The 15728-nt window shown below is 60.4% G+C and carries 16 protein-coding genes and 1 pseudogene; 10 read left to right on the top strand and 7 right to left on the bottom strand.

Features of this window, described 5'->3' with window-relative positions:
• Positions 1-58: 58 nt before the first annotated feature.
• Positions 59-1027, bottom strand: coding sequence for a Bug family tripartite tricarboxylate transporter substrate binding protein (locus tag ACNA0I_RS06420; protein WP_415805233.1), 969 nt, complete (start codon positions 1025-1027; stop codon positions 59-61).
• A 98-nt stretch (positions 1028-1125) separates the two neighbouring features.
• On the opposite strand from ACNA0I_RS06420, the gene ACNA0I_RS06415 reads away from it, so the two are divergent.
• Positions 1126-1887 (top strand): IclR family transcriptional regulator, encoded by a 762-nt coding sequence (locus tag ACNA0I_RS06415; protein WP_415805232.1) that lies wholly within the window; start codon positions 1126-1128, stop codon positions 1885-1887.
• Between the two features lie 172 nt (positions 1888-2059).
• A complete protein-coding gene (locus tag ACNA0I_RS06410; protein WP_415805231.1) occupies positions 2060-2830 on the top strand; it encodes an alpha/beta fold hydrolase in 771 nt (256 codons plus the stop codon).
• A 41-nt stretch (positions 2831-2871) separates the two neighbouring features.
• Here ACNA0I_RS06410 and ACNA0I_RS06405 read toward each other — a convergent pair whose 3' ends face one another.
• On the bottom strand, positions 2872-3531 hold the full coding sequence (locus tag ACNA0I_RS06405) for a LysE family translocator (RefSeq protein WP_415805230.1): 660 nt from the start codon (positions 3529-3531) through the stop codon (positions 2872-2874).
• Between the two features lie 241 nt (positions 3532-3772).
• Between ACNA0I_RS06405 and ACNA0I_RS06400 the strand changes: the two genes are divergently transcribed.
• The 3 genes from ACNA0I_RS06400 to ACNA0I_RS06390 are packed head-to-tail and all read left to right on the top strand — an operon-like array spanning position 3773 to position 6271.
• Complete coding sequence (locus tag ACNA0I_RS06400; protein WP_415805229.1) at positions 3773-4537, top strand: 2-keto-4-pentenoate hydratase; 765 nt, start codon at positions 3773-3775, stop codon at positions 4535-4537.
• A gap of 15 nt (positions 4538-4552) precedes the next feature.
• The gene (locus ACNA0I_RS06395; RefSeq protein ID WP_415805228.1) at positions 4553-5308 is read left to right on the top strand and encodes a YdcF family protein; all 756 of its coding nucleotides are present in this window, start codon (positions 4553-4555) and stop codon (positions 5306-5308) included.
• A 48-nt stretch (positions 5309-5356) separates the two neighbouring features.
• Positions 5357-6271, top strand: a complete 915-nt coding sequence (locus tag ACNA0I_RS06390) for a DUF808 domain-containing protein (RefSeq protein WP_415805227.1) — start codon at positions 5357-5359, stop codon at positions 6269-6271.
• 105 nt (positions 6272-6376) lie between these two features.
• Here the strand turns inward: ACNA0I_RS06390 and ACNA0I_RS06385 are convergent.
• From ACNA0I_RS06385 to ACNA0I_RS06375, 3 genes and pseudogenes are all read right to left on the bottom strand, one after another.
• Positions 6377-6674 (bottom strand): annotated as a pseudogene (locus ACNA0I_RS06385) (beta/alpha barrel domain-containing protein); the annotation flags it as partial.
• 1 nt (position 6675) lies between these two features.
• Positions 6676-7015: beta/alpha barrel domain-containing protein (locus tag ACNA0I_RS06380; RefSeq protein ID WP_462935936.1), on the bottom strand; the 340-nt coding region annotated here is incomplete at its 3' end.
• A gap of 27 nt (positions 7016-7042) precedes the next feature.
• Positions 7043-8029 carry a 2-dehydro-3-deoxygalactonokinase gene (locus ACNA0I_RS06375; RefSeq protein WP_415805226.1) on the bottom strand — a complete coding sequence of 329 codons (987 nt, stop codon included), beginning with the start codon at positions 8027-8029 and terminating at the stop codon, positions 7043-7045.
• A 311-nt stretch (positions 8030-8340) separates the two neighbouring features.
• Here ACNA0I_RS06375 and ACNA0I_RS06370 point away from each other — a divergent pair, with 311 nt between their 5' ends.
• Together ACNA0I_RS06370 and ACNA0I_RS06365 are read left to right on the top strand one after the other, a co-directional pair.
• Positions 8341-8553, top strand: coding sequence for a DUF6496 domain-containing protein (locus tag ACNA0I_RS06370; protein ID WP_415805225.1), 213 nt, complete (start codon positions 8341-8343; stop codon positions 8551-8553).
• A gap of 112 nt (positions 8554-8665) precedes the next feature.
• Positions 8666-10696, top strand: coding sequence for a response regulator (locus ACNA0I_RS06365; RefSeq protein ID WP_415805281.1), 2031 nt, complete (start codon positions 8666-8668; stop codon positions 10694-10696).
• Here ACNA0I_RS06365 and ACNA0I_RS06360 read toward each other — a convergent pair.
• Positions 10693-12135, bottom strand: a complete 1443-nt coding sequence (locus ACNA0I_RS06360; RefSeq protein WP_460478213.1) for an RNA polymerase factor sigma-54 — start codon at positions 12133-12135, stop codon at positions 10693-10695. The two genes, ACNA0I_RS06365 and ACNA0I_RS06360, sit on opposite strands and share 4 nt — an antisense overlap.
• A 367-nt stretch (positions 12136-12502) precedes the next feature.
• On the opposite strand from ACNA0I_RS06360, the gene ACNA0I_RS06355 reads away from it, so the two are divergent.
• The 3 genes from ACNA0I_RS06355 to ACNA0I_RS06345 are packed head-to-tail and all read left to right on the top strand — an operon-like array spanning position 12503 to position 14794.
• Positions 12503-13894: a sigma-54-dependent transcriptional regulator gene (locus ACNA0I_RS06355; protein WP_415805223.1), complete on the top strand. Its 1392-nt coding sequence runs from the start codon at positions 12503-12505 to the stop codon at positions 13892-13894.
• A gap of 55 nt (positions 13895-13949) precedes the next feature.
• Positions 13950-14213 carry a hypothetical protein gene (locus tag ACNA0I_RS06350; protein WP_415805222.1) on the top strand — a complete coding sequence of 88 codons (264 nt, stop codon included), beginning with the start codon at positions 13950-13952 and terminating at the stop codon, positions 14211-14213.
• Positions 14204-14794, top strand: a complete 591-nt coding sequence (locus tag ACNA0I_RS06345) for a hypothetical protein (RefSeq protein WP_415805221.1) — start codon at positions 14204-14206, stop codon at positions 14792-14794. Before ACNA0I_RS06350 ends, ACNA0I_RS06345 begins: the two co-directional genes overlap by 10 nt.
• On the opposite strand, the gene ligD is transcribed toward ACNA0I_RS06345, so the two are convergent.
• Positions 14795-15694, bottom strand: a complete 900-nt coding sequence (gene ligD / locus ACNA0I_RS06340; protein ID WP_415805220.1) for a non-homologous end-joining DNA ligase — start codon at positions 15692-15694, stop codon at positions 14795-14797.
• Between the last annotated feature and the right edge of the window lie 34 nt (positions 15695-15728).

Below are 15728 nucleotides of genomic sequence, written 5' to 3'. Positions count from 1 at the left end.
ATCAGGTCGTTGGAAACTCGACGATGTCATGAGCGTCTGTCTTGATCCGCTTCGGTCCTTATTCCACCCGCGCGCCGGAAGCCTTGACGATATCGGCCCAACGCAGGCGATCGTCATGGATCAATTTGCCGAATTCCGCCGGCGTGCTGGTCAGTACGTCTGCACCTTGTTCCCGGTATTTCTTCTGCAGATCGTCGGTCTTGAGCGCCGCATTGAATGCGGTATTGAGTTTGTTGACGATGTCTTGCGGGATGCCAGCCGGGCCTGCGATACCGAACCAGGTGATGGCCTCGAAATCCTTGAAGCCGGATTCGGCGACGCTGGGTACATCCGGCAGATCTGGCGTACGCTGCAAAGACGTCACCACCAGACCGCGCATTTTGCCGTTGCGGATGTGGCCGATCAGGGTCGGCACAGACGACATGTACATCTCGATTTGGCCGCCGATCAGGTCATTGATTCCTTGTGCCGCCCCTTTATAGGGAATGTGCGTGAATGTCGCGCCAGTGGCCTGTTGCAGTTTGACCGTGGCCAGGTGGCTGACGGTGCCGTTGCCGGACGAGCCGTAGTTGAGCGCTGACGGTTTCGCTTTAGCGGCTTTCACGACGTCGGCCAGCGTTTTGTAGGGCGATTGCGCGGGAATGGCCAGCACCAGCGGCGCGCTGGCGATCAGCCCGATCGGCGCCAAATCCTTTTCAGGATCGTAGGGCAGTTTGGCATACAGCGTCGGGTTGATCGTCAGATTGCTGGTCTGCCCCAGGACCAGGGTATAGCCATCCGGGGCAGACTTGGCCACGGCATCTACGCCGATATTGCCGCCGGAGCCGGGGCGGTTTTCCGTGACAATGGTCCAGCCCGTATCCTTGGCGACCTTATTAGCGACTTCGCGCGCCAGGGTGTCGGTGCCGCCGCCCGGGGGGAACGGCACAATCAGGCGGATGGGTTTGGTCGGGAAGTCCTGAGCGATGGCTGGGGCCAGGGCGCAGGCGAGAGCGATGCCGGCGAGTACACGAGGTAGGACTTTCATTCTGTCTCCGGTATGGATCTGGTTTTTGGTGAGTGCATTGTGCTGATGTGTTTCGCACATTACAATGACGTCTTGTCTGGTGAGACACGTTCTATCAAATGAAATACTCCAAACCCGATTCGGAAGATAATTCCGACGCTGGCGACGGCGTCGTCGCAGTCCGGCGCGCGATGCGCATCCTGGGCGCTTTCGGCGTCGACGATTCCCATTTGTCTTTGGCTGAGCTCAGCCGCCGTACGGGCTATCACCGTTCGACGGTGTTGCGATTGGCCCGGACGCTGGCGATGGACGACTATCTGGCGCAACGCGTGGATGGCACGTGGCGATTGGCGCGCGCCGCGGGGTGGCTGGGCGCCTGCTATCAGGCCACGTTCAATGTGCACGACGTCGTCGAGCCTGTGCTGCGCGAGTTATCCAGCGCCACCGGCGAGAGCGCCACGTTTTATGTGCGCGAGGGTAACCAGCGTATCTGTGTAGTGCGGGTCGAGGGGCCACGATCTATCCGCCACCACGTGCGGGTAGGGGCAGCGTTGCCCTTGAATCTGGGTAGTCCCGGCCGCGTGATTCTGGCCTTTTCGGGCGAGGCGGGCGAGCCGTACGAGTCGATACGGCGTGCCGGCTATATGATGTCGCTGGGCGAGCGCGACGCGGAGGTATCCAGCATCTCGGCGCCGGTTTATACGTCCAATTGGACCTTGCTGGGGGCGATCTGCATATCAGGACCGCTATCCCGCCTGACCGAAGAAGCCATGAACGGCCACAAGGAAACCGTGCTGGCCGCAGCCAGCCGCCTGTCGCGCGCGATGATGGGCGTGCATCAGGGCACGTCGGTGTCCGGCCAGCGTATGACGCATTTCTGATCCATACGGCGCTTACCGTATCGCACTGTATCTATCCTCCGTGCCGACACATGACCACGTGCGGCACAACGATCCTGACACGCGCGGGATACGTCAAGGTTGTCTAGTAGCACTGAGCCCGATGGGGCTACCTAAAGACAACTTTCATTGACGAATCGCGGAGTAAGGAAACATGGACGGATTGAGCAAAGGGCTGGCTGGGTCGTTGTTGGCGATGGCTGCTGTGATGGGCGGCGGTGCAGCACAGGCAGCGGGTACACCGACGGCCATTCTTGTGCATGGCGCATTTGCAGATGGTTCGAGTTGGAATCAGGTGATCAGCCGCTTGAACAAGGCGGGTATTCCGGTCATTGCGGTGCAGAACCCGCTGAGTTCCTTGGCCGATGATGTGGCAGCGACCCAGCGTGCGATTGATCGTGTCGACGGTGATGTTGTGCTGGTCGGACATTCCTGGGCAGGGACGGTCATTACCCAGGCTGGCGTAGATCCAAAAGTAAAGGGCCTGGTGTATGTGGCGGCATTCGCGCCAGAGCCAGGGCAGAGCACGGCCGCATTGGGCAAGAACTACCCCGTTCCTCCAGGCATCGGCAAGCTCGCAGCGACCAAGGACGGCTATCTCTATCTGCCGGCCGCCGTTGTGAAGTCAGATTTTGCACAGGATGTACCCGCAGCCGAAGCACAACTGATTGCGGCGACTCAGGGCCTGATCCGTGGGGCGGCGTTCGACGAGCCGGTGACGCAGGCAGCGTGGCAGACGCGGCCGAGCTGGTTTGTCGTGAGCACACAGGACCACATGATCGATCCAGGCCAGCAATTGGATATGGCCAAGCGCATCGGTGCGCATGTGACCAAGCTGCAGTCCAGTCATGTGTCGATGGTCTCGCATCCCGATGCCGTTGCCCAGGCAATCGGCGATGCCGTAAAGGCGGTTCAGAAGCCATAAGTTTGACGGATGGCGGGATGACCTTGTGAACCGCAAACAGACTACTTCGTCACCGTCTTGTGATTGCCGGCAAAGGCGGCCGCGATGCCGAGTCCGATCAGCATCGCGCCGCCCAGGTAGCGATCCAGTTTCAGATAGGTGCGGCTGGTGCGCAGCCATTGGCCTGCCGCACCGGCGGCGATGGCATAGCAGGCGTCGCTGATAAAACCGATGATGATGAATACGGCGCCCAGAAAGAGAATCTGCGAGGCGACGTGTCCGCGGCTGACTTCGACGAATTGCGGCAAGAATGCCAGAAAGAACAGCGCAGTTTTTGGGTTGAGCAGATTGATAATGAAACCATCGCGATAGAGCTTGCGATAGTGCCGCTTCACGACCGGGACATCGGCACTGGCCACCGCGGGGCGCGTACAGATTTTCTTCAGTCCCAGCCAGATCAGGTAGGCCGCGCCAGCGTATTTGACGATATCGAACGCCAACGCAGACGAGGCCAGCAACGCGGACAGGCCGAGCGCCGCAGCGATGACGTGCACCAGCGTGGCGGTGTGGATCCCTAGATCCGAGACCAGGCCAGCCTTTTTGCCTTGCTCGATCGATTGCGCAATGATGTACAGCACGGCCGGGCCGGGGATAAGCAGGAGTACTATCGCTGCGCTGATAAACAACGTGAGATTGGTGCTGCTGGGGATGACGAATTCCATAGTCTGCCTTGAGGTGTTAGCTATTTGATGGCTGGATCCGGTGCCAGGGGCGAGGACGGTTGCAGGTATCGCATGGCACGTTGTGGACTTGGAGAAAACCCTAGACAATGAAGTGTACTCTTCGTTAAGGCTTGTCCGGTTTTATCAGGACAAATACACGTGTTCTCCCGGTCTGCCATCCTTCACGTACCATGGGCTGCGTGAGGCCTGGTTTCAAGCGCTTTTTAAATAAGGAATGTTGATGTCTGATAGCACGTCCGCTGTTCAAGCACTGGCCGCACAACTGACTCAGGCGTGGCCTGGCAACCGCACTCAGGTGACGCTGGATGCGTCGATGACGCCGGGCGAGGAGTCGCAATCCTATGCGGTACAGGATCGGATCATTGCGTCGCTGGGGTCTCCGATTGCGGCATGGAAGGTCGGATCGAAATCGGTGGATGGCCCCATGCAGGCAGCGCCATTGCCCCAGGCGGGAGTGCAGCAGGCACCCGCCGCGATTCAACGCAACGCCTATGGCGTTCTGGTGCTGGAACTCGAGTTGGCATTCCGTTTTAATCGTGACTTTGCCGCCGGTGAACAGGTCTATGGCGATGCCGAGGTACTAGGGGCCATCAGCCACACCGTGACGACGATCGAGATCGTCTCCAGCCGCTACGCCGGCTGGCCGGTCGACAAACTGGCCATGCTGGCAGACTTGCAAAGCCACGGCGGCCTGGTCGTGGGCGAGGCCGTGCCTTACGACGCCAGCTATCCTTTCGAGAAACCTTCGTTGACCTGGACGCACGATGGCCGCAATGTCGCGCCAGAGACAACCGGCAACCCGGCTGGCGACCCGCGCCGATTATTGCCCTGGCTGGTGAATCACGCGGCACGCCGTGGGGTGGGGGTGCCTGCCGGGACGTTGATCACATGTGGCACCTATACCGGAATGTATGCACCCAAAACCCCCGGTACGATTGTTGGCCAATTTCAGGGCCTGCCTGAAATCCGCCTGGCGATTGCCTGATGGATCGACACGTACATGACACTCGCGATTTTTGTCGTGATCATGGTGTTGGCGATAGGCTGCGCGGCGTTGTCATGGCGCCGCGCCAGCCGGACGTTCTACGCTGTTGCAGCGATGGGTTTTCTGGCTGTGGGTTGCGGGCCGATGTCGGCCTGGTTGCTAGGCAAACTGCAGTCGGATTATGAAACCTCGCCGCCCGTGGCCTGGGGCGCGCGTAACGCCATTGTGCTGCTGGGCGCCGGCACCGAGCGTGTAGCAGGCCGGGTCGAGCCGGGCGTGTTTTCTTATCCACGTATCGTTGTCGCCGCAGAACGCTACCGCGACTGCAAAAAGTCTGCTGTCTATTGCAAAATCGTCGTCAGCGGCGGGGATGCAGCCCGGACCGGGACGTCCGAGGCAGCCGCCTATCGCGACGTCTTTGTACATCTCGGCATAGATCAGGCTGACGTGCTGCTTGAACCCGAAAGCATGAATACCTGGCAGAACGCGCAGTTCTCCAGCGCGTTGCTGCAGCGCGAACAGGTCGATCGCGTCGTGCTGGTGTCGTCGGCGATTCACATGCGGCGCAGCGAACTGTATTTCGCGCATTTCGGCGTCTCGGCAACGCCGGTACGCGCGGACTATCTGCATGCGATTACGTCCGCGCTGCCACTGTCTTACAACTTCACCTTGGCAGATGTCGCGTTGCACGAATACCTGGGCATTGCCCGTTATCACTTGTACAACCGGCTCGGCTGGAATCCCGCCCGCCATCATCCCGGCCAGGCGTAACAGATTGCTTGTAAACTCGACGCTTCTGCGTCAGTTCTGGAGGCCTGGATGGCCGGAAGCAGCTTTTTTGCCTTGTTCGATGACATCGCCACGATCCTGGACGACGTCTCTGTCATGACCAAGGTCGCCGCCAAGAAAACGGCGGGTGTACTGGGCGATGATCTGGCGCTCAACGCGCAGCAGGTCACCGGCGTGTCGGTCAATCGCGAGTTGCCCGTCGTCTGGGCCGTGTTCAAGGGATCGCTGCGCAATAAATGCATTCTGGTGCCGGCGGCGTTGCTCATCAGCGCTTTTGCGCCGTGGGCGGTGACGCCATTGCTGATGGTGGGCGGGGCGTTTCTCTGCTTCGAAGGCGCCGAAAAGCTGATTCATCGGTTTTTGCCGCATGACAGCACACCCGCAGGCAATCACGAAGCCCGCGCCCACGCCTTGCAGGACGAGCGTGTCGATATGGTGGCGTTCGAGCGTGAAAAAATCAAAGGCGCGGTCCGCACTGACTTTATTCTGTCGGCCGAAATCATCGCGATTACCTTGGGTGCCGTGGCTGGGGCGGATTTTGTGCGTCAGGCGATCGTGGTGACGACGATCGCGCTGGCAATGACGGTGGGCGTCTATGGGCTGGTCGCGGGGATCGTCCGCCTGGATGACCTGGGCTTGCACCTGCGCAGCAAATCGTCCGCGCTGGCACGAGGCACAGGTAATGTGATTGTGCGCGCTGCGCCGTATTTGATGAAAACGCTATCCGTGGTCGGTACCGCCGCCATGTTCATGGTGGGCGGCGCGATCCTGACGCACGGCATTGCGCCAGTGCATCACGCGATCGAACAGCTAAGTCACCTGGCCTCTTCGACCGCTTGGGTGCAAGCCACAGTGTCCACCGTGTTGAATGCCGTGTTCGGCGTGGTGGCCGGTGCGGTGATCGTCGGGGTAGTTTCAGGGATCAAGCGTTTGTTGCGGCGTTGAAGACGCCGCGCTGCGGCGTGTTGGTCGATTGGCAGGCGCGGGAGGATGCGTCATCGGCACAATGCAGGTCGACGGCGTGGCGGTTCGATGCCATTGACCTTGACTCTATGGATGGCATGCCTGCCTGTAAGCCTCGACAAAAGCCTGCGCATCCCGCGCGATATCGGAGACGGGTTTGCCGGGCTTGTACAGCGCTGATCCCAAACCGAAACCGCTCGCGCCAGCCTGAACAAAAGGTGTCATATTCTGCGTCGTGATACCGCCGACCGGCACGAGCCGGATACTGGCAGGCATGACCGCCCGCCATGCTTTGAGTACGTTCACTCCCAGTTGCTCGGCGGGAAACATCTTCAGTACGTCTGCGCCCGCTGCCAGGGCAGCAAAGGCCTCGGTGGGCGTGGCCNCGCCCGGGCAGCAGGCCATGTCCGCAGCCTTGGCGGCTCGGATGACTTCGGGATCGCTGTGTGGCATCACGATGACCTGGCCGCCTGCATAGGCGACGTCGATGCAGGACTGGGGGGACATCACGGTGCCTGCTCCTACGACGCAATCGTCTGGCAAACCATCGCGCAGGGCACGGATGCTATCGAGCGGGGCGGGGGAATTCAGCGGGACCTCGATCAATCTGAACCCCGCCTCATAGAGCACCTGGCCCGCAGCGAGCGCCTCGGCCGGTTGGATGCCGCGCAGGATGGCAATCAATGGACATTGGGACAAGGCGTTGTCGAACACGGAGAGAGACATGGATAGCTTTCCTGGGAGATTGGAATGTCAGTTGGCCACGGCAGGAACCAAACCCGCAGCCTGAGCCAGATGCCACAGGCCGCGCTCGGTGGCGTGAGGCGCCAATTCGGGCTCGTCGGCGCCATACAGGCGCAACGCCTGAACGTATCGTTGACAGAGATCATCCTGCCCGCACAATACAATATGAGGCAAGGCCCCCTGGGCACGATGCGACACCAGGACGCTCGCTACCTCGTAGCCGATCAACAGGCCGGACAGATAGTCGGCTTGCGCATTGCCATCGAGCTGGCCTGTCAGTCCCAATGCACGCGTGCTGAATAATGTCGATAGCAGGCCCGCGCGGCCCTCGGGGCGGTTGGCTACTGCCAGGCCGCGGGCAAAGCCCTGCGCATCCGCGGGGGCATCGCTGTTCATAGTACGGCCCAGAATAGTGTGATCGCGCAACGCAGCATAGACCTCGCCGGTCATGTAGGTATCAAAATGGCTCACCTGTCCATCGCGCACGCGCACCCATTTGGAGTGCGTGCCGGGCAGGCCGATCAATAGATCGGCGTCATCGGAAGGACGCGTAGCCAGGATACCCGCAATCTGAGTTTCCTCGCCGCGCATGACGTTGGGCAACTCGCCGCGTTGGATCAGGCCGGGCACGATATGAATCGTTGGCTGACCGGCGCGTTCGATTTTCGTCATCAGTTGTGCAACGCCCGATAGCTCCACTGGCACGTCGAGATAGGTGGCCTCGCGCCAGCCTTGCGCACTGCCCACCATGCCGCACGCGATCACAGGCAGGCCGGGCTGCTCGCGCAGCCAGTCGCCGCAGGCTTCGTCGAAAGCGATCTCGAAACCTGCAGAGGACGCCTGGCCGGGCTGGGCCTGGGGCAAGCGCATGATGCCCCAGGGCAGCGGACGTACGCATAGCGTGCGGCCAGCGTGGTCAAGCAGATAGGCACGTAGCGAAGATGTGCCCCAATCCAGTGCGATCAGCGCGGCAGGCGTAGCGGTATTGAGAGTCATTGAAAGATCGGTTTATTGGCACGTCCTTGAGTCTTTGTGGACAGGCTCGTTGACGGCAGATGGGAGAGCGTCGGGCCGTACGGGCAGCCGGCAGGTTCGGGGGAATTCTAGATCAGCGCTGAAATTATCTCAAAGCGCCTGATGCGCTGCGTGATTGGGGTAACGCATGCGCGAACGGATAGGGCAGGCCGCAAGCGGAGAACCTCCAATGGTGTCTCAGGCACGAGATTTGCGGCATGTATTTGAAAATGACTGGGCGGGCGATATCAGCTCGCACCGCTCGCCATCCGATCCGCAAACAGGAGGTTGCCATGCCCGATCGAACCGCGAAAAAACAGGCCGAGGCCGACCGCAAGGCCGGAAAATCCCCCTCAACTCAGGCAGGTCATTTCGTCGAAGCGGAGATCGAAGCCAAGCGCAAGCACAAAGGGCCAGCGAAATCGAACAAACAGGCCGTTGCTATCGGTTTGTCCAAGGCACGCAAAGCAGGAGTCAAGGTGCCGGCCAAACCGAAGTCGCATTGAAACTTGCTTTGTGGCGGGAAACGCAGTAGCGTGATGCGAGATGCTAAGTAACAAGAATCGAGTGCGCAATCCCTGGACAGACACGCTCGCCCGCCTGGAGGACGAACGCGTGATGTTGCAGCGTATCGCCGCCGGGGTGCCCCTGGCGGATGTGTTGTTGTATGTACTGCATGCTGTCGAGGCGCAATCCAGTGTGGCGCTGCGTACCGCCATCGCGTTCGTTGATGAGTCGGGTAAACATCTGGTCCATGGGGCCGCTCCCAGTTTTTCCGAGAGTTACCGGCAGGCCGTCAATGGCGTGCCGATCGGCCCGCATATGGCGTCATGGGGCGCGGCCGCCTATTTCGGGACGGCGGTCTATGCCAACGATGTGATGACCGACCCCAACTGGTCCGACTGGCGCGAGTTTGCCGTGCAGCAAGGGATACGCGCCTGCTGGTCCACGCCCATCAAAGGGACGGACGGTCAGTTGTTAGGGGTGTTCTCGAATTATTACGCCACGACACGTCTGCCGTCGCCGCAGGATATCGATGCGATCGCCTTGGTGACGCGCACGGCAGCACTGGCTATCGAACGATCGCAGTACGACAGAGAGCTGGAAAAGCGGGTGGAGTTGGCCATTGCCGAACGGGATCGGATCTGGCGTTTGTCTCCTGAGCTGTTGGCGGTCGTCAACGAGGAAGGACGCTATATCAGCGTCAACCCTGCCGTGCGGGACATTTTGGGCTGGACACCCGAGCAGTTTTTGACCATGCCCCTGGCTGATTTAGTACACCCGGACGATTACGCAGCGACGGCGCAAGTCCTCATGCCGACCGCAAACGGCGCGCGCGAGGCCCGACATCTGGAAAATCGGATGAAGCACAGTTCCGGCAGCTACAGCTGGATCACGTGGACGATTTCCCGATCAGAGGGCGACCTCTATATGGCGGGGCGGGACGATACCGATCTGCGCGTCCAGGCCGAGGCCTTGCGTCATGCCGAAGACGCGTTGCGGCAGTCGCAAAAAATGGAGGCCGTCGGACAGTTGACGGGTGGCATCGCCCATGACTTCAACAACATGCTGCAAAGCATCTCCGGCGCGCTCTATCTGATACGCCGCAAGTTGGCTGCCGGCAATCTCGAAGCGGCGGAGCGCTTTATCGATACGGCGAGCGAGTCGACGGAGCGTGCCGCGCGGTTGACACAGCGGCTGTTGGCGTTCGCCCGCCGGCAGCCTATAGCGCCCGTTCCGCTATGTCCTGTACGCGTGCTGCAATCGATGGAGGATTTGTTTCGACGCTATATCGGCGAACGCGTGCAGTTGATCCTGCATACGGATCCCGTCTCGTGGCCAGTGTGCTGCGACGCCAATCAGCTCGAGAACGCGCTGCTCAACATGGTGATCAACGCGCGCGACTCGATGCCCGAGGGCGGGCGGTTGGCGTTACAGGCGACCAACAGGGTGTTGGATAAGGCGTCGTTATTGCAGAACGCCGAATTGGCGCCAGGCGATTTCGTCGAAATTTGCGTGTCGGATACGGGCTGTGGCATGTCCGACGACATCAAGAATCGTGCCTTTGAGCCTTTCTTTACGACCAAAGCGCTGGGCGAGGGCAGTGGGTTGGGCCTGTCCATGATCTATGGTTTTGCGCAGCAGGCGGGAGGCTTTGTGGCGCTGGACAGCAGCGTGGGGCAAGGCACGAGCGTGCGGCTGTATCTGCCCCGCTATACGGGGGCGATGCCGCCGGTCGAGGCCGAGACGGGTACTGTCCCTGTTCCTGTCGATGACAGTGTGCCACCGGCGGTGGTGGCCCTGGTAGAGGACGATGCCGCTGTCCGTCAAATGGTCTCTGAAGCGTTGGCGCAGTTGCGCCTGGAGGTATTGGTCGCATCGGACGGTCTCGAGGGCCGTGACCTGATGGGCCAAACGAAGCACATCGATTTACTGCTGACCGATGTGGGGCTGCCGGGGTTGAATGGCCGGGAGTTGGCTGACGCGGCGCGTCAGGTACACCCGGATATCAAGGTGCTGTTCATGACGGGCTATGCGCAAAATGCCGCTGCCGCTCAGGGATTCCTGGATACGGGGATGGAGCTGATTGTGAAACCCTTCAGGCTCGAGGCGCTGCTCGAGCGCGTGCGCCGCATCTTGATGCTCTAGTACCGACGCCGTAATTCCGCGGCGGGCAGCTTCAGTTGGGCACGGTATTTGGACACGGTGCGCCGCGCGACAACGATGCCGTCCTCGGCCAGTCGCTGCGTCAGGGTGACGTCGGACAGCGGGTCGCTCGAGTCCTCGTTTGCAATCCATTCACGAATCAACGCCTGTACCGCTGCCGCCGAGCAAGAGCCGCCGGTGGCGGTTGCCAGCTCGCGTGAGAAGAAGTGCCGGAACTCGTACAGGCCGCGTGGCGTGACCATGTATTTATTGGCCGTAGCGCGCGAGACCGTGGATTCATGGATCTCGAGCACGTCCGCGATTTCCCGCAGCAGCAGCGGCCGAAGTGCCACTTCGCCATATTCGAAAAAACGCTGCTGGCGTCGAACGATGGCTTCGGCCACGCGCTGAATGGTGGTGTAGCGCTGCTCGACGTTGCGCACGAGCCAGCGCGCTTCTTGCAGTTCCTGGGCCAAGGGACCACGCTCGTCATGGCGTACGCGGCGAAACAAATCTGCGTAAACACGATCCAGCCGTGCGCGCGGCATGGCGTCCCGATTGGGATATACGTGCCATTGCCCTTGTTGTTTACGCACGATGACATCCGGGACGACATAAACCGGGGCTTCCTGGTCAAAACGCCGTCCGGGTTTAGGGTCCAGCGCTCGGATGCGCTCGCAGGCCTGGCGCAATTGTGCTGGCGAGCTGCCGGTTTTATGCAGCAAGGCGTTCCAGTCATTGCGGGCCAGGGTATCGAGGTGAGTACGGACGATAGTCAAGGCCAGTGCCGTCAATTCATCGTCCTGGTTCGGCTCGGCCTGCAGCTGCAATGACAGGCATTCGCTCAAGTCGCGCGCCGCCAGGCCGGGGGCCTGCAACTGCTGTACCAGATGCAGCGCGGCTGCCCATTCGGCGGGATCGGGGACAGGTTCGAAGTCTCCTTGTGCGGCCAAGGATTCCAGCGGGGAGCGCAGATAGCCGTCGCCGTCCAGGGCGTCGATGATGTATTCGGCCAGCAACCGGTCACGCTCGGACAATGGATGAGCACATAGTGCTTCGCGCATTCGGCTTTGCAATGACGGCGGCGCGGCAACCCAATGTGAAAGGTCGTGATCAGCGCTATCGGATAGAGACTTTCGTTTGGTCGGATAGTCGCCTGAATATGCGGACGGAGCGGTGAATGCCTCTTCCTTGTCGTGATACGGTTCTTCTGACGGCACGTGCTCGTTGGTGGCAGGGAGCGGGTCGGAGTCCATGGGCGATGGCGGGGCGCCAGTGCTCTGCAGATCCTCTTCCTCGAGAAAAGGATTGGTATTCAGGGCGTTCTGAATCGCGACGCTGAATTCCAGCGCGGACAACTGAAGTAGTTGCACGGATTGCTGCATCCTGGGGGCCAAGGTAGTCTGCTGGCGTAGACGCAGTTCTGACGCGACGTAAGGCACTGGAACTCTCCTCATAAGGGTGTGACTTGTGGGGGCAAGCAGTGCTGCCTTATCTCCACACTCATGCAATTTCCGTGCCAACCAGCCGGTGACCGTACTGATATAGAGCGCACAGGGGCACCGGCTGGGCGAATCTTCTGGTCGTGTTTACACGTACCGGTAAATATTACGCAGGCCACGAGCGTTCCCATGACCCGGCAGTCGCCGTAAACCCTGGAGCCGTTCGCACTTTTTCACGACCATAGCGAGTAGTAACAAGAGAAATTTTGAAATCTTTATTGAATCGTATCTGATGTTTACGTTTGTCGGATGTTGGAAGCGTTATGCTGCAAAATCAAGCTCATGAAACCTTATCCCTGGAATAGGTATGCCTCATCTCTTAATCGTTGATGACGATGATGCTGTGCGCGACACGTTGGCTGAAATCGGCAAGGACAGCGGTTATACGGTTTCACAAGCCAGCACGATCAAGCGCGCCGTAATCGAATGGGAACGACATGTTCCCGATTTATTGCTGTTGGACGTACGGCTGTCTGAAGGCAGCGGTATGGATCTCTTTGAACGGGTTCCCATTGGCCACGTAGAGGTCGTGGTGATCAGCGGTCACGGCACGATGGATTCCGCCATCGAGGCCTTGCGCCTGGGAGCAACCGATTATCTGGTCAAGCCCATCGAAATGGATCGCCTGTTGCGTATCCTGAATCGTGTGGCCAACGGTTTTGGCAACGCGGAAAATTCGAGCCAGCCCGTTAAAGCCCCGGGCCGTCTGGGCAAGATGCTAGGAAACTCCGAGCCGATGACGCGGCTCTTTGACCAGATATCCCGCGCTGCACCCAGCGAGGTGACCACGCTGCTGGTCGGCGAGAGCGGCACGGGCAAGGAGCTGGCCGCGCATGCGCTGCATCAGTTGAGCCCACGCAGCCAAAAGCCGTTTGTGGTGGTGAACTGCGGTGCTATTGCGCCGAATCTCATTGAAAGCGAATTATTCGGCCATGAGCGCGGCAGCTTCACCGGCGCTGACCGCATGCACAAGGGCTATTTCGAACAAGCCGATGGCGGGACCTTGTTCTTGGACGAGGTCACGGAAATGCCCCTGGAAATGCAAGTCAAATTGCTGCGTGTGCTCGAATCGGGATCTTTCGTGCGGGTGGGATCGCACCAGCAAATATCATGCGATGTACGGGTGATTGCGGCGACCAACCGCAATCCCGAACAGGCTGTGCAGGATGGAAAATTCCGCGAGGACCTGTATTTCCGGTTGAACGTCTTTCCCGTGGATCTGCCCGCATTGCGCGAACGCGGTGACGATGTTCTGATGCTGGCCGATCAGTTTCTCGCGGCGTTGAATGCCGAACACGGTACGAACAGGACCTTTAGCGCGCAGGCACGCCAAGCCATTCAGAGCCACACTTGGCCTGGCAACGTGCGCGAGCTGAGGAATTTCGTACGCCGGGCTTTTATCCTCGCCGACGGCGACGAAGTGACTGGTGACACCTTGATACGGCAGACTGGCCCCCTGGGCGCTGCCAAACTTCAGGGATTGATGCGAGTGCCTGTAGGGGCGACATTGGCCGAGGCCGATCGTCAATTGATTCTGGCGACTCTGGAACGTTGCCAGGGGGTCAGGAAACAAACGGCGGCCGTGCTTGGCATCAGTCCCAAGACTCTCTACAACAAGCTCGAAGAGTACGCTCAGGCGGGCCACGTGATACCGGGTGGCAACCCCGCGCAAGAGGACTATGGAAAATCTGGCCACTAGTGTCATGCTGCAGGCATGATGCTTGCGCACCCATTGTCAAAATGGGAGCAAGGTCATGTCAAATCAGCATCGACGCAGCGAGCCGTCTGACAACCAAGCCGAAGCGGATCGCGGGCGGCAAAAGCACACGCGAGAGTCCGGTCGATGGGGCGCCGAGGAGCCCGACTACGGCCGGCCTCGTGGCGAGCGTCCCGAGCCCGAGCCTCATAAAGGCCCCAATCGTCATGGGCCGCAATACGAAGAAGGGGGCCGCTATCCAGGCACACGGCAGGGCAGCGAACGGCAGCCGCGGCGCAAGGAGAATGCCTCATGTCATTGATTGTCGCAGCGCGATATCAAACGTTTGACCAGGCAGGCGTCGCCGCCGAACACCTGGAACGGCACGGGTTCGCAGGGGATCAGGTCCACACGTTCTACGTGAACTCGGCGGGCTCGCATGATCGCTTTCCTGTCGGCGGGGACCGCCGCGAGGATCCTGACGCGACAGGCGGGGTGATCGGGGTGCTGTTTGGGGCTTCCATATTGGGCTTGCTCGGTGCGGTGCTGACGATGCTGGCGGTGCGCAATTTTGAGTACTCCAGTCTGATTGTCATTGCGGCCGGCGGGGTGGGTGCCTATGTGGGCGCCTTGATCGGCGCGATGGTGGCGATCGGCCGCGTACGCAAGCGCCGGATACGGCGAAATGGCGGGGTGTCTGTCGTCGAGGAACATCCGCCAGTGCGTGCCGCAGGCGTCCTGCTGGCAGTGACCGTGTCCTCTGACAAGGAAACCGAAGTCGCGCGTCTGTTGCGCGAGTCGGGCGGTCAGGATGTTGAGCGTGCAAATGGCCGTTGGGAAAACGGTAAATGGCAGGATTTCGATCCGCTGGTTCCGCCGGAACCAGAGCCTGCGGCTCGCTGATCAGAGGCCCAATCGATCCAGCATACGTTGCGTCAGTACCGTGCGGCGAGCGGCATAGTCATGCCAAGGATCTTCATGGGTTTGCACATGGTCCAGCGCATTGCGTACGTTGAACGCCGCAGCTCGCAAGTCGTTGTGAAAGTCCAATGCCGCCCAAGGCAGGGGCATCGAGACCGGCGCCTCAGGCCGGGCCCGCACGGAGTAAGCGCAGATGGCGGTTGCTCCGTTGCCATTTCGCAGGTAGTCGACAAATATCCGGCCGTGCCGCTGGTCTTTGGCCATGTTGGCGGTGAAGCGGTCGGGCATGGCATTCGCCAGTCGCTGTGCGAGATGGTGGGCGAGGATTCTGACGGTCTCCCAGGAACGGGTGGCGCGGATGGGGGCGACGAGGTGTAGTCCTCGGCCGCCTGTAGTCTTTAAAAAGGGAGCAAGACCGACTTCGGTCATGAGCCCGTGGGCCAGTTGCGTGGCTTCGACCAGGCCACGCCAGGATATGTCCGGCCCTGGGTCCAGATCGATCGTGACGCGGTCAGGGTTGTCATGCTGGGGGGCATGGGCGCCCCAGGTGTGAAACTCGATGACGCCCAACTGCACCAGAGCCAGCAGGCCCTCCGTGGACTGTATCTGCAGGTGCCCTGCATCCCGCGTGAGGCCGGAGGGCAGGTCGCCTGTCAAGTGCTTCTGAAAAAAACAATCTTCGTCAGCGCCATCTGGACACCGCAGCATGGCGATGCGGCGGCCTTTCAGGTGCTCGAGCATGTGAGGGGCGATAGCTTCGTAGTAATGAGCCAGGTCGGATTTGGTGGTCTTGGGTGGGCGCAGCACGACGCGGTCCGGATGGGTAAGCGTGACGTGGCCGATACGCTCTGGCGTGTTGCTTTGCATAGAGAGGCTGGTCATGACATGGTCCAGAGAGTCAGAGATGGGACGTAGG

Origin of the sequence: Bordetella muralis, assembly GCF_965139205.1 — a bacterium.
GTDB classification, from domain to species: domain Bacteria; phylum Pseudomonadota; class Gammaproteobacteria; order Burkholderiales; family Burkholderiaceae_B; genus Bordetella_A; species Bordetella_A muralis.
Note: the sequence above shows the minus strand (reverse complement) of the source record. Positions and strands in the feature narration are given on the sequence as shown.